Annotated in this window: 11 protein-coding genes; all 11 read left to right on the top strand. The window is 39.6% G+C overall.

Features of this window, described 5'->3' with window-relative positions:
• Positions 1-117: 117 nt before the first annotated feature.
• The gene (locus AA0017_RS16705) at positions 118-2415 is read left to right on the top strand and encodes a helix-turn-helix domain-containing protein (protein WP_413376276.1); all 2298 of its coding nucleotides are present in this window, start codon (positions 118-120) and stop codon (positions 2413-2415) included.
• Between the two features lie 285 nt (positions 2416-2700).
• On the top strand, positions 2701-4227 hold the full coding sequence (locus AA0017_RS16700) for an extracellular solute-binding protein (RefSeq protein ID WP_413376274.1): 1527 nt from the start codon (positions 2701-2703) through the stop codon (positions 4225-4227).
• A gap of 663 nt (positions 4228-4890) precedes the next feature.
• Positions 4891-5853, top strand: a complete 963-nt coding sequence (locus tag AA0017_RS16695; protein ID WP_413376272.1) for an ABC transporter permease — start codon at positions 4891-4893, stop codon at positions 5851-5853.
• 16 nt (positions 5854-5869) lie between these two features.
• The gene (locus AA0017_RS16690; RefSeq protein ID WP_003324375.1) at positions 5870-6745 is read left to right on the top strand and encodes a carbohydrate ABC transporter permease; all 876 of its coding nucleotides are present in this window, start codon (positions 5870-5872) and stop codon (positions 6743-6745) included.
• A 6-nt stretch (positions 6746-6751) separates the two neighbouring features.
• The gene (locus AA0017_RS16685; protein WP_413376270.1) at positions 6752-7669 is read left to right on the top strand and encodes an alpha/beta fold hydrolase; all 918 of its coding nucleotides are present in this window, start codon (positions 6752-6754) and stop codon (positions 7667-7669) included.
• A gap of 3 nt (positions 7670-7672) precedes the next feature.
• Entirely contained in the window at positions 7673-9241 is a 1569-nt protein-coding gene (locus AA0017_RS16680; protein ID WP_413376268.1) for a glycoside hydrolase family 43 protein, read from the top strand.
• Positions 9238-10347, top strand: a complete 1110-nt coding sequence (locus AA0017_RS16675) for a glycoside hydrolase family 88/105 protein (protein WP_413376266.1) — start codon at positions 9238-9240, stop codon at positions 10345-10347. Before AA0017_RS16680 ends, AA0017_RS16675 begins: the two co-directional genes overlap by 4 nt.
• Before the next feature lie 17 nt (positions 10348-10364).
• Positions 10365-10844: a hypothetical protein gene (locus AA0017_RS16670; protein ID WP_413376265.1), complete on the top strand. Its 480-nt coding sequence runs from the start codon at positions 10365-10367 to the stop codon at positions 10842-10844.
• The gene (locus tag AA0017_RS16665) at positions 10835-11479 is read left to right on the top strand and encodes a YesL family protein (protein WP_413376263.1); all 645 of its coding nucleotides are present in this window, start codon (positions 10835-10837) and stop codon (positions 11477-11479) included. The genes AA0017_RS16670 and AA0017_RS16665 overlap by 10 nt, the downstream gene beginning before the upstream one ends.
• A gap of 18 nt (positions 11480-11497) precedes the next feature.
• Complete coding sequence (locus tag AA0017_RS16660) at positions 11498-12784, top strand: Gfo/Idh/MocA family protein (protein ID WP_413376262.1); 1287 nt, start codon at positions 11498-11500, stop codon at positions 12782-12784.
• Positions 12785-12786: 2 nt separating this feature from the next.
• A complete protein-coding gene (locus tag AA0017_RS16655; RefSeq protein WP_413376260.1) occupies positions 12787-14283 on the top strand; it encodes a UxaA family hydrolase in 1497 nt (498 codons plus the stop codon).
• Positions 14284-14285: the final 2 nt, after the last annotated feature.

Genomic DNA, 14285 nt, shown 5'->3' with positions numbered 1-14285 from the left:
TTTAATTATTTTCAAAGTTGAATTTTTCAAGTTCAGAGCGGGCACTTAATGTTGACAAAGGTAGTTGATTCACCTCTGACATTTAAAATAAGTCATGAGGGAGAGGGGTGAAAGACAATGCATCGTAGTTTATGGATTAAGTTATTAATCTATGGAGGAATCGTAGGAACGATACCAGTTATTATCGTAGGCGTATTTGCGTATATACAATCAACAAGTCAAGCGGAACAAAGAGTAGAGAATGAAAAGATGGAACTAATTCGACAGGTTCAATCGAATATTGAACAAGTCTTAACCACCGTTCATCATTCTTTAAATAATACGATTGAATCGCCTACAATGGAAACTGCGATACGTCGTCCGCTTTTAGCGGATGATTTTATCGTTTATCGAGACTTGCGTAGCCAACTTATTAAACTGCAGTCCTTTGATACAAAAGTAGAAGAGACGATCGTTCTTAATAATGATCAAAATTGGATAGCGACCAATCAAGGAATCAAACGCTTTAATGAGCACCCCGACTATGAACGTTATTTAACTTATTTTGATTTGCCATATGATACAACATGGCAACTACTTGAAACAGATTCTTTTGAAGAAAAGATCATTCGGCGTAATTGCCCTTATAGCATTAGTTTAATTAAAAAGCTCCCAGCACGGATGAGTGATAAATTTGGACTAGCTTTTGCCAATATCCCAATGTGTAGCATTCGTGATTTATTGGGGAGTGAGGGTGTCAGTGATGAACTAATGATCTTAGATGAAAACAATCGAATCATCGTTCATTCAAATGATGATGCTGTTGGAAAAACGTTGGCAGAGATAGGCTTTTCTGAACCTGAATGGGAAGAAGGGGAAGAAGCAGGTCGTTATATTGTCGATAATGATCATGAGTCTTATGCCCTTACGTACTCAACCTCAGGATTTTCAGGGTGGAAATATGTTTCAGTCACATCAATGAAAGAGCTATTGAGTGAATCTAGAAGCATTGGTTGGTTTACTTTTTATGTTGTATTAACGATGGTGGCGATTACGGCGCTTGTCGTCTGGGCTTTTGCGAATAAGCTTTACTCACCTGTTCAAAAGCTGGTTTCATCGATTAATCAAAAAGGGAATCGAGCTACTGATGAGAAAGATCGAACAGAGTTCCAAGTGATTGAAGATCATCTTCAAGAACTATTTTCGTCCAAATCATCGCTTGAACAAGAGTTAAGCATTCATTCTCAGCAATCATTAATGTTATTTATTATTCGCTTATTTCAGGGGCATTTTTCAGAAGATGAAATGAAAGAACGATTAAGGCTTTACGAATTAGAAGAACGAATGTCGTCTTGGAATTATTTAAGTGTGTTAGCGATTCATTATGAAAAACCAGGTGAGGAAGAAGACCAACAAGAAAAAGAACTAAGAACATTTGCGATCCGCAACATTGTTGAGGATACAGTTCCTGAACCATATCGTTTGCCAGCCGTTTGGGTCGATGATTTACTTGTTCTGTTAATTGGGTTCACTGAGCACGAGGATGGAGAAGGGGAAAAATCAGTTTATTATTGGAGTGAACAAATTAAATCGTATACACAGCGATTTATAGAAGCGGAAGTCAGCATCGGGATAAGTGCACCGTTTAAAGATTTACCGCGGGCAAGTATCGCCTTTATGGAAGGGAAAGAAGCATTAACACATCGACTTAAGTTTTCGGAAAATGTGATTATAAATTATAAAAGCATTGAAGCTAAGGAAAAGGCGACCATTTATCAACATCCGACTCAGATTGAGGAAGAGTTACTGCTTTCGATACGGTTGGCCGATAAAGAACGTGTTGATCATTTGTTTAGCTCTTGGCAACAAGAAGTGATGAAAGAAGGGCATAGTATTGGTGAAGTGCAAGTTTCCTATATGCATCTTCTCAATAAGTTGTTGCGGCTATATCAAGAAAGTGGCATGAAGCGCTCGGAGATTCTTTTACAAGAAAATGTGCTTTATCAAGAAGCTTTAATGATTCGTAGTCAAGAACAGATGAAACATTGGTTTGAGGTTCAATTACTTAATCCTTTAATCGCGGCTTTTAATGAAGTCAGTGAATCTCAATTTAAAAATCTCTCAGAAAAGATGATTGATTATATTCATCAGTATTATGACCAAGCGATTACGTTAGAGCAATGTGCCGCTGACTTACATTACAATGCAAATTATTTAAGCAGTGTATTTAAAGAAGGAACAAAAATGACCTTTAGTGAATATTTAACTCAGTATAGGTTAGCAAAAGCGAAAGATTGGTTAGTGAACTCTGGGCGTTCGGTAAAAGCGATCGCAGAGGAACTTGGATACAATAATTCACAAAACTTTATTCGCTCCTTTAAAAAGTTGACAGGAAAAACGCCTGGTCAATATAGACAGGAAAAGCAAGCAGATTAACAGCTCATTTTTGGGCTGTTTTTTTGATTGTTCAGATAAAAGAATAGGAGGATGAATGTATTTGACTTTGTAATGTTTGAATGTTCGACATAAATGCTGGATATAACACGAGTAATCATTCTATCAGATATGGCTGAATAGCCTGATAAATCAAGGTTTTCTGATAAGATGATTATTCAAGAAAACGATTCAGAAGGATAGAATTGAAACATAGATAGATAAGCTTTTACAAGTAGAGATTTCGGAGAGGACGCAACGTAACTTAATAAAGATGGGGGTTTATTGATGAAGAATTGGAAAAAGTGGTGTCTAGGAATTGGTTTACTAATCATCTTAACTGTTATTGCTGCTTGTGGAGGAAACGGTAATGGTAATAATGAAAGCGCTTCCTCTGAGGCGGGTGGAGAAACGGCAAGTGATGAACCATTTAAATTTTCAATCATGGCAAACTTGCACACAGCTGAAGTTCCAGATAAAGCTGTGCAAAACTTATTAGAAGAAGCAACGAACACCGTAATGGATATTCAATGGGTACCAGACAATAACTATGAAGAAAGATTAAACACAGCATTTGCAACGGGGTCACTTCCTCAAGCCGTTTATATGAAAAACCAAACAACATATAATCAGTTTAAAGACGCGATCAGAGACGACCAGTTTTGGGAAATCGGTCCATACTTAGATGAATTCCCGAATTTACAAAACTTAAAACCAGAAGTAGTTGAAAATACGATGGTTGATGGTAAGATTTATGGTCTTTATCAAGGGCGACCGTTATCACGTTCTGGAATCATTTATCGTAAAGATTGGGCGGATAATCTTGGAATTGAAGCTCCTACAAATGTAGAAGAATTTATGGAAATGGCCAGAGCGTTTACAGAGGATGATCCAGATGGCAATGGTCGTGACGATACATTCGGTTTAACAGACCGGAGCGACTTAGTATATGGCGCCTTTAAATCAGTATCCTCTTGGTTTGGAACTCCAAATGGTTGGGGTGAAAAAGACGGACAGCTTTTACCGGAATTTATGTTTGATGAGTATATGGAGACATTGGAATTTTTTAGAGAGATGCATTCGAACAAATTTATGAACCAAGATTTCCCTGTAACAAGTAAAAATGACCAACAAGCACTTTTTAAAAATGGAACAGCTGGTATTTATGTAGGTTCAATGGGTGATGTCGTTTCTTTATACGCTGAGGCTTCACAAATTAATCCTGATATTGTCTTTGATGTTCATAATTATGTAGAAGGTCCAAACGGAGAATATAATATTTGGGCTATTCCTGGATATGGAAATTTAGTTATTTTCCCTAAATCAGCAGTACAAACAGAAGAGGAACTTAAAGGGATTTTATCTTTTTATAATCAATTAATGGAACCAGAAAATGCGAACTTAATTTACTGGGGGATTGAAGGCGATCACTATACAGTAGATGGTGACCGTGCTGTTCCTAGTGAGGATACTCAACGTACAGACCGTGAAGTGAAACCATACCAATCGATTGAAATTGGAGAGGCGGACACAAGTGGTCGTTATCTTGGAAAGAGTATGTATGATGTGAAATTAAAAGCGGATGAGTTAGAAATCGATAATGAGCAATATTTGATTCACGATCCGACAATTACACTTGATTCGGCAACAGAGCAAACTCACGGTGAGCGCCTGCAACAAATTATTAATGATGCCACTTACCAATATATCCTTGGTCAAATTGATGAAGCTGGTTTTGAGAATGCGATTGAAACATGGAAAACACAAGGTGGAGATAACATTATAAACGAATATAACGAATCCTATCAGCAATAAATGATTGAAGCTGGGACAAAACGAAAGGGTTTAACTTTAACTGAGAATACGAACCATATACAACCTTAGCGAAGGAAATAGACGTAGGATTCTGTGGAAATACAATCTAATGGTTAAGCACCTGACCCTTCCTCGTGCGGGAGTCTCCGTGTCTTCTGTCCGCTTGAAATAGGTGAATCATAGAGACGCTTCTTTAGTAACTCAGACTTCCAAGTAGGTAACTAGTTATCGATTCAAACAATCGTTTCCTTAACCAAAACGGAGCCAGCGCAATACCCGAAGACTCCTACGGGAGAAGTGAAGAGGTCACTCAAAAAGTTTTATTATCGCCTTTAACTAGGAAGAATATCAAACAATTAGGTTATTCGTGGATGAGCCATTATTGCTTCAGTTGGTTTTTCTTTTACCAAAACGGAGCCAGCGCAATACCCGGAGACTCCTGCGGGAGAAGTGAAACACGGGAGACCCCTCAAGCGAAGCGAGGAGGCTCCCGGTTCACCCGCTATTGCTGTGGGTATGGAGCTGGCGGAGTAAAGCTAACTAATATAACCATGGTTCAACTATCATTAAGTTCAGACTTCTCATCGGAAAAACCCTTTTGTCCCAAACTTTTCATCACGAATCATTTTATGAGTTATTAATCTGTAAGAAAAGAGGTGTGCTATGGACAACCCGATAGTAGTGGAAAATAAGAAACCAATGCAGACAAAGCCAGAAAAAAGAAATGAATTGTGGAGAAAAATTGTTAAGAATAAATGGATTTATCTAATGATTGCTCCAGGGATTCTCTATTTCTTTATTTACAAGTACATACCAATGTATGGGTTGGTCATTTCTTTCCAAGATTATAAACCTTACTTAGGAATTTCAGGCAGTGAATGGGTTGGTTTCGAGCATTTTCGTCGCTTGTTTGCCGATCCGGATTTCTGGATGATTTTCCGAAATACATTGATGTTATTTGTTTTACAAGTCCTGATTGCTTTCCCAGTCCCGATTATTTTAGCTCTTATGTTAAATGAGTTAAGAAGTCGTTGGTATATGAGAAGTATTCAAACGTTGATTTATATCCCGCATTTTATGTCATGGGTTGTTATCGTATCGATTAGTTATGTGATGCTAACACTTGACGGTGGTATTATTAACAGTATTTTAAGAGCACTACAATTTGACCAGGTGAACTTCTTATTGAATCCAGATTGGTTTAGACCAATGTACATTATACAAATCATTTGGAGAGAAGCTGGTTGGGGCACGATTATTTTTATTGCTGCGATTGCCTCGGTTGACCCGCAACTATATGAAGCGGCGAAAATGGATGGGGCCAGTCGGTTACGACAAATGTGGCATATTACGATCCCGGCCATTCGAAGTGTCATCATTGTTCTGTTAATTCTGAAAATTGGAGATGTACTTGAACTAGGTTTTGAGCATGTCTATTTGCTCCTAAATGCCTCAAACCGTGAAGTAGCTGAGATATTTGACACATATGTGTATACAGCTGGTTTAAGACAAGGTCAATTCAGTTATAGTACGGCGGTTGGTTTCTTTAAGGGGTTTGTTGGACTTATCCTCGTAGTCGGGGCCAACTGGTTAGCAAAAAAATACGGCGAAGAAGGCGTTTATTAGAAAGGAGGCATTTTAAATGGTTGGGGACAAAACGATATCCAGTCGATTATTCAATGCCACAAATATGTTCATACTTGGCGTCATTGCCTTGCTTTGTATTTTACCCTTTATTCATGTGATTGGGAGCTCCTTTGCAACAGGTGCAGAGATTGCTCAGCGAAGCTTTTTACTCTTTCCGACACAATTTAGTTTAGATGCTTATCGTTATATCTTTTCAACGGATACGTTAATGCGTGCATTAGGTGTATCGATTGCTGTGACACTCGGCGGAACGCTTTGGAGCATGCTATTTTCCGTTCTTACCGCATATGGATTGTCACGTAGAGATTTAGTTGGTCGACGTTTTATTATGTTCTTTATCGTTTTTACGATGTTGTTTAATGGTGGGATGATTCCAACTTTTTTAGTTGTTAAAGAAACAGGGCTGATTGACTCATTGCTAGCACTTATTATTCCAGTGACGATTAATGCTTTTAATATGATCATTTTACGAAGCTTCTTTATGAACTTACCGAGTGGTCTTGAGGAATCAGCAAAAATTGATGGCTGTAGTGATTTTGGAATCTTGTTCCGGATTGTTATTCCATGTTCATTACCTGCGATTGCGACGATTTCCTTGTTTTATGCCGTAACGTATTGGAACACGTACATGCACGCGATTTTGTATTTAAATGATCCGAGTAAGTGGCCAGTTCAAGTGTTATTAAGGCAAATTGTTGTGCTAGCAACGGGATTAAATTATGACGGTTCTGAATATACGAGCGTTCCGCCACCGGAAATTAGTGTAAAAATGGCCGTAATCGTTGTAGCCACGTTACCGGTTTTACTTGTCTATCCATTTTTACAAAAGTATTTTGCTAAAGGTGCCTTAATTGGTTCGATGAAAGGGTAAGCATTTATGCATGAGGTTGATCGTTTTTTGCAAGTGCTTTATCAAAAAGAGTCGAGGACCGTTGTGGGGAAAAAGGAACGGAAGGCTTACCTCCAAAAAACTATTGGTACGTTTGAGCCACCAAAAGAAGCGGATGCTAAATTACTTTGGAAACAAGTGACAAATCGATATGTCGAAATGGCTTATGTACTCCCAACGACGAATGGGCTGCAGCTTTCTTTCCGGTTATTAGAACCGAAGCAAAAAAAGGACGATTCACCGGTAATTATCGCCTTACATGGACATGGAAAAGGGGCGGAGGAAGCACTCGATCCAAATAGCATTCATAATGGTTTTGCCGAGACCTTAGTGGATCAAGGGGCGACGGTCCTTCTCCCCGAGCTTATTGGTTTTGGAAGGCGGAAACAAGAAAGTGAAGAAGGGGAGAATAGTTGCTATACGCTAGCCTCTCATCTCTTATTATATGGAAAGACATTAGCTGGATTGAGAGTATTTGAATGTAAAAGATTATTAGATTGGTATGAGAAAAAGTATCATGTCTCACAGTTTGGCTGTTTCGGCTTTTCGGGAGGCGGACTGATTGCTCTTTTACTCTCGTGCTTAGACGAGCGAGTGAGAGCCACCGTTTTATCTGGGTACGGAAGTTTGTTAAGAGATAGTATTTTAACAAGAAGACATTGCTTGGATAACTATATTCCAAATGTACTCTTAATAGGTGAAACAACTGATTTGATTGAACTAGTGGAACCGAGACCGATATTGATTGAAAGTGGTCATGAGGATCTTCTATTTCCAACACAATCGATCCAACAATTAGCCAAATCACAGCACCATGTAACGTTGGATTCTTTTGATGGAAAACATGAAGTGAATGGAGAAAAGTCGATCCCATGGTTGCTGGAACAAATGAAGAAGGAGAAATGATAAATGAAGACATTTCAAAATCCTGTCATTCCAGGTTTTTACCCGGACCCATCCGTCTGTCGAGTGAATGAGGACTATTATTTAGTCACTTCTACATTTGAATATTACCCAGGAGTTCCTATTTTTCATTCGAAGGATTTAGTGAATTGGACACAAATTGGTCATGTACTGGATCGACCTTCTCAATTAAATTTAGATGAAACCCCTAATTCAAAAGGGATTTATGCTCCGACTATTCGTTATCATAATGGGCTCTTTTATATGATTACAACCTTCGTGGTGAGTCAATTAGGGGAACGCCGTAATTTTTATGTCACGGCAGAGGATCCGAGTGGGCCGTGGTCAGAACCAGTTTGGTTAAAAGGGGCACCAGGCATTGATCCCTCCTTATTTTTTGATGAAGATGGGCGAGTTTATTACACAGGTAACCGCGTCCCAAAAGCAGGACAAACGCATGCCAAACATATGGAAATTTGGTTGCAGGAGCTCGATTTGAAAAAAGGTGAACTAATCGGAGAACCTGTTGGAATATGGGATGGAGCGTTAAAAAATGCCCATGCTCAAGAAGCGCCACACTTATATAAAAAAGATGGTTATTATTATTTACTTATTGCGGAAGGAGGCACGGGTTTTACTCATGCCGTAACGGTTGCAAGAAGTAAATCGCTTACGGGACCGTATGAAGCGAATAAACGAAATCCGATTTTAACGCATCGCCACTTAAGTAAGGATTATCCGATAACGAATGTCGGTCATGCTGATATTGTCGAAACACAAGACGGAGAATGGTGGTTATTTTGTTTAGCTTCTAGACCTTATGGCGGCGGTATGTTTAGGAATATGGGACGTGAGACCTTTTTAGCCCCGATGATTTGGGAGGATGGGTGGCCAGTCATGTGTCCGGATACTGGACGGATTGAAGAAATCATGCCAGGTCCTTCGTTACCAAGAGAGGAAGCCGTCGATTTCCAAAAATATGATCACTTTGATTCAACGGAATTAGGGTTGGAATGGAATATGATTCGTACACCGAGAAGAGACTTTTACTCATTAAAAGAACGTGATGGTTATTTACGTCTCAAGTTGCGACCTGAAACATTGAATGAGCAAGTTAGCCCGAGCTTTATTGGAAGAAGGCAACAGCATAAAAGTTTCACTGTGACGACATTATTAGAATTAGATACCGTTCAAGAGGGAGAAGCGGCTGGTTTAACGTTATTCCATACACAAGAAAACCATTATCGATTTGAGCTGATTCAAAAAGAAAAGCGAATGATCCAACTCGTCAAAATGGAAAATGGAAAAGTGGATGTGGTTGCACAAGAGGTGTTCGATGCTAGTTCCATTGAATTAAAAGTGACAGCCGATTTGCAAGAGCTTCATTTTTCATTTCGAGGGTCAGAGGCAGGGTGGAAGCTTTTAGCAGAAAATCAAGATGGTCGTTTATTAAGTACTGATCGTGCCGGCGGTTTTGTTGGGACATATATCGGAATGTTTGCTACGAGTAATGGGCAAGAAAGTGAAACTGTCGCCGACTTTGATTGGTTTGAATATAAGGAGGAGAAACAATGACAAATGCTGAAAAAATTCAAAATCAAACACCATTAGAATGGGGAAAAAGGGCTTCTGAAAGCATTATGAATCAATACAAACCGATTGAGATGCCACCAGCGAATCGTTGGCATTATCATCAAGGGGTCTTCTTATGTGGTGTGCATCGTATTTGGGAGATGGAAAAAGACGAGCGTTATTTCGATTATGTTAAAGAATATGTGGATGACCTAATCGATGAAAACGGGAATTTTTTATTTGCGCGTGATGAGCTTGATGCGATTCAAGCTGGGCTATTATTGTTGCCTTTATATGAAAAAACAGGTGAGTTTCGTTACAAAGAAGCAGCCCGTAAGCTTAGACATTTATTAAATACAATTAACCGTAATCAATATGGTGGCTTCTGGCATAAGGACAAATATCCGAATCAAATGTGGTTAGATGGTTTATATATGGCAGGACCATTCGCTCTTGAATATGGTCGATTATTTAATGAACCAGAATTAACCGAGCTATTCCTTAGACAAGAGGCACTCATTCGTCAATATACAAAAGACGAAGTGACTGGACTTTATATGCATGCTTGGGATGCGAGTAAGCAAGTGAGCGTTTGTGATAAAGAAACAGGTAAAACAACAGAAGTATGGGGGAGAGCTCTTGGTTGGTATACGATGACGCTTGCCGATGTTATAGATTGGCTCGGTGAGGAGCATTATAAACAGCCTGAACTTGTTCGTGCATTTCAAGAGTTAATGACCAATTTATTGACGTATCAAGATGAAAAATCTGGTCTTTGGTACCAAGTTGTTGATAAAGGAGATCAACCAGACAACTGGTTAGAAAGTTCTTGCACGAGTTTATTCGTTTATGCCTTAGCAAAAGGGTATCGTCTTGGATTGTTAGACGAAATAGCTTATAAAAAGGCCGAAAAAGGATTGGCAGGAATTATTGAGCATTCTATTGAAACGGATGAAAAGGGCGAATTGTTATTAAAAGATATTTGTATTGGCACCTCTATTGGATTTTATGAGGATTATGTGACAAGACCGACAAGTGTGAATGATTTACATGGAGTGGGAGCGTTTGCTCTTGCTTGTACAGAAATTGAAAAGGCACGACAAATATAAGTAAGGGCGGGGAAGGTATGAAGCGATTCTTTTTTTTCATCAGTATAAGCATATTGCTTATGAGTTTAGGGGCATGTAATAACACGAAAGACGAACGCCTTCATGTCATGGCCTTCTCCGATGAACTTTATGAAAATCAGGATGTGCTAAGTGAGTTAATAGAAGATGAGAATGTTCAGTTTACCGTTTATCCAACGATTTTGGAAAGACTGATCGTTGAGCTCGCTGGACATGACGCTGATATTCTTTTTGTAGAAGAAAGTATAACAGAACCGATGGACCCAGAAGGCCTTATTTCCTTAGATGAGGTGGATGGCACACGATTTGTTCTAAGGGATGAGGAGTATGTAGCCGGCCTGTCTTTAAATGAAATGTTTGATGGGGTTGTTGAATTAGAAATCAAGCATATGGTAGCAGTGCCGGTATACAATGAGCGGCAAACAGAAGCGTTGGCATTAGTGAAAAAATGGCATGAGGAGGAGTTACCATGGAGTTAAGTGGCATTTGGGGGAGTTTTTATCGGATATCGGTCGTGATCTCTAAAATGGCTTACGTCAATTTATTGTGGATTGCCTTTACGTTACTTGGGTTCGTTGTATTAGGAGTTGCTCCGGCAACGGTCGCTTTATTTACGATTACTCGTGATTGGGCCAAAAAAGATTGGGACCAACCGGTATTTAAAACGTTTTGGCAGACGTATAGGGAAGAATTTTGGAGAGCGAATGGAGCAGGAATAGCCTTTTTTGCTATCGGCTTTTTACTCTATTGGAACTTTACTTTATTTGCTGGAGCAGGGGTCGTGATGCTCATCGTTCGTGGTATTTTACTCATAATCACCGTCCTCTTTGGCTGTATGCTTGCTCTTTTCTTTCCTACGTATGTTAGCTTTCATTTAAAAGGATTACACCGAGTACGGGCCGCATTATTAATTGCCTGTGGCCATCCTTATCACTTGATTTTAATCGCTGTTAGTCTATTTATTCTTCAATCTATTTTTATGTTTATTCCTGGACTTATTTTATTTTTCGCAGCAGCGAGTGTTGCTTATCTCATTTCATGGATTTCACACCGGATTTTTGAAGCAATGAAACAAAAACAACTTTCTCAAAATGAAGCTCCTCAACATGGGTGAGCTCAGAAGGGGTGCGAGATGAAGAAAATAGTCGTTTGTGGCCTTAGTAATAGGGCCCTTAAGATGTTTATAGAACCGATTTTGACACGATTTCATCATGAAAATCAAGTCGTTGGTTTGTTAGATTTTGATACGAGAAGATATGAAGTTTGTATAGATACGTATCCAGAACTTGCTGGGGTTGGCTTTTATACACCAGAGCAATTTGAACAAATGGTGAAAGAAACAGGTGCGACAACGGTCATTGTCACAAGCCGCGATGACACCCATGTGGATTATATTTTACGTGGTCTTGCGTTAAACCTAGATATTATTAGTGAAAAGCCAATGGTGACAACGAGTGAGGATGCAAGAAGGGTCCTTGAAGCAGAACAAAATAGTAAAGGAAAGGTTACGGTTGCTTTTAATTATCGTTATAGTCCGTACCATATTAAAATCAAGGAATTAATTCAGTCAGGTAAAATTGGCAAGGTCACATCAATAGATTTAAATTGGTATATTGATACGTATCATGGCTCAAGCTACTTCAAGCGTTGGAACAGAGAACGTGCCTTTTCCGGAGGGCTTTCTGTGCATAAATCGACACACCATTTTGATTTAGTTAATTGGTGGATTAACCAACAGCCTGAAGAAGTGTTTGCTTTTGGAGATTTACATTATTACGGACAAGAAAGCGAGTTAAATCCAAGCCCTCGAGACGGCAGACATTGCGGAACATGTAGTGAGCAGCAAAACTGTTCTTACTATCGCCGTTGGTTTGGTCGTAGTGACACAACGGCCGCGAAGGACGACCATTTAATGGCGGGACAGGATTTAGGAGCTTATACAAATTACCGTCCAGATTCCTGTATTTTTGATAGTGAAATTGAAATAGAAGATACGTATGTCGCAACGGTTAAATATAACAAAGGCGCTTTACTTAGCTATTCGATTAACTTCTCTGTTCCTTATGAAGGCTATCGTCTTGCGATTAATGGGACAAAAGGGCGCATTGAAACACAAGAATATCATGCCCCTTCTAGAACGCCATTCCCTGTTCCAGAGCAAACGATTGATTTTATCCCGCTCTTTGGCTCGAAGGAAATTATCCATGTTGTCAAAAATGAGGGGGGTCATGGTGGGGGGGACCCGTTAATTCAAGAAGATATCTTCCTTGGTCCAGACCCGGCACGTCCGTATGAAATATTAGCAGGGGCCGAGGCTGGAACTTATTCAATCGCAGTCGGTGAAGCGGTCTGGAAATCGACGAAAAGCGGCCAACCGATCAAAATTAAAAGCTTGCTCACGGAAAAAGAGGAGGTGTAAAGATGGACCATTTACTCATCCATGCTAATGATGATGTCCTTGTTTTGTTAAAAGACTATCAAAAAGGTGAAACGATAGAATTTGATAGTCAAGTGATTACATTGAAGGAAGACGTTGCCCGTGGTCATAAAATCGCTCTCCATGACATTCAGGTTGGTGAACCGATCCACAAATATGGGTTTCCGATTGGTTTCGCTAAGGAAACGATTGAACTTGGCTCTTGGGTGCATACCCATAATACAAAAACAACTCTGGATGGCACATTAGATTATGAGTATAAACCAAACCAAGCGGCAGCCACATTAGAACTAGAACAGAAAACGACAACGAGAACGTTTAAAGGTTTTGTTCGAAAAAATGGTGAGGTCGGGATTCGCAATGAAATTTGGGTGATCAATACAGTTGGCTGCATTAATAAAACGGCTGAGCTCGTTGCCCGCTTAGGTAATCAAGAAGGGTATGAAAATATTGATGGTGTCTACCATTATCCACATCCATTCGGCTGTTCACAATTAGGCGATGATTTAAAACATACGCAAGCGATATTAAGCAATCTTGTTCAACATCCAAACGCGGCAGGAGTGCTTGTCCTTGGATTAGGTTGTGAGAACAATTATATTGATTTATTTAAAGAAGCGATCGGTGATTATGACGCTAGGCGGGTAAAGTTTCTTTCCGTTCAAGAAGCGGCAGATGAATTAGAGGAAGCTTCAGACCTTGTGACAGAAATTGCTGAGCTTGCGAAAGCGGATGTACGGACAGAATTACCGGCTTCTAAATTAAAGGTTGGTCTAAAATGTGGAGGTTCAGATGGGCTTTCTGGTATTACCGCAAATCCACTTGTCGGGGCGTTTTCCGATCGTTTGATTGCACAAGGTGGGTCGACGATTTTAACAGAGGTTCCCGAAATGTTTGGAGCAGAGACCATTTTAATGAACCGTGCCGCAGATGAACAAGTTTTTACCGATATTGTGGAAATGGTTAATGGCTTTAAGGACTATTTTATTAGACATGGGCAAGTTGTTTATGAAAATCCATCACCTGGTAATAAAAAAGGTGGGATTACAACACTTGAAGAAAAATCACTTGGCTGTGTCCAAAAAGGTGGCTTTGCCCCAGTAGCTGATGTTTTGCCGTATGGAGGGCGTGTTCGGAAAAACGGGTTGACACTCGTACAAGGACCAGGAAATGATCTCGTTTCGGTCACAGCCCTTGCTGCAGCTGGAGCTCATATTGTGTTGTTTACAACCGGAAGAGGGACACCATTTGGCGGTCCAGTCCCGACTGTAAAGCTCTCCACAAATACGCCACTTTACGAACGTAAGAAAAATTGGATTGACTTTAATGCCGGACAATTGGTAGAAGGCAAAGAGATACATGAATTGGCTGATGAATTATTAACATACGTCCTTCAAGTCGCTTCAGGAGAAATCACGACACATAATGAACGTAATGGCTTTAAGGAAATTGCTTTATTTAAAGATGGAGTTATTTTGTAAGT

The organism is Alkalihalobacillus phoenicis, assembly GCF_047302405.1.
Taxonomy (GTDB): domain Bacteria; phylum Bacillota; class Bacilli; order Bacillales; family Bacillaceae_D; genus Alkalihalobacillus.
This window is presented reverse-complemented; position numbering and strand designations above follow the sequence as displayed.

What these genes read in the sequence shown, in the direction of transcription:
- AA0017_RS16705 (WP_413376276.1), top strand. Translation starts at nt 118, where the DNA reads ATGCATCGTAGTTTATGGATTAAGTTATTAATCTATGGAGGAATCGTA.
- AA0017_RS16700 (WP_413376274.1), top strand. Translation starts at nt 2,701, where the DNA reads ATGAAGAATTGGAAAAAGTGGTGTCTAGGAATTGGTTTACTAATCATC.
- AA0017_RS16695 (WP_413376272.1), top strand. Translation starts at nt 4,891, where the DNA reads ATGGACAACCCGATAGTAGTGGAAAATAAGAAACCAATGCAGACAAAG.
- AA0017_RS16690 (WP_003324375.1), top strand. Translation starts at nt 5,870, where the DNA reads ATGGTTGGGGACAAAACGATATCCAGTCGATTATTCAATGCCACAAAT.
- AA0017_RS16685 (WP_413376270.1), top strand. Translation starts at nt 6,752, where the DNA reads ATGCATGAGGTTGATCGTTTTTTGCAAGTGCTTTATCAAAAAGAGTCG.
- AA0017_RS16680 (WP_413376268.1), top strand. Translation starts at nt 7,673, where the DNA reads ATGAAGACATTTCAAAATCCTGTCATTCCAGGTTTTTACCCGGACCCA.
- AA0017_RS16675 (WP_413376266.1), top strand. Translation starts at nt 9,238, where the DNA reads ATGACAAATGCTGAAAAAATTCAAAATCAAACACCATTAGAATGGGGA.
- AA0017_RS16670 (WP_413376265.1), top strand. Translation starts at nt 10,365, where the DNA reads ATGAAGCGATTCTTTTTTTTCATCAGTATAAGCATATTGCTTATGAGT.
- AA0017_RS16665 (WP_413376263.1), top strand. Translation starts at nt 10,835, where the DNA reads ATGGAGTTAAGTGGCATTTGGGGGAGTTTTTATCGGATATCGGTCGTG.
- AA0017_RS16660 (WP_413376262.1), top strand. Translation starts at nt 11,498, where the DNA reads ATGAAGAAAATAGTCGTTTGTGGCCTTAGTAATAGGGCCCTTAAGATG.
- AA0017_RS16655 (WP_413376260.1), top strand. Translation starts at nt 12,787, where the DNA reads ATGGACCATTTACTCATCCATGCTAATGATGATGTCCTTGTTTTGTTA.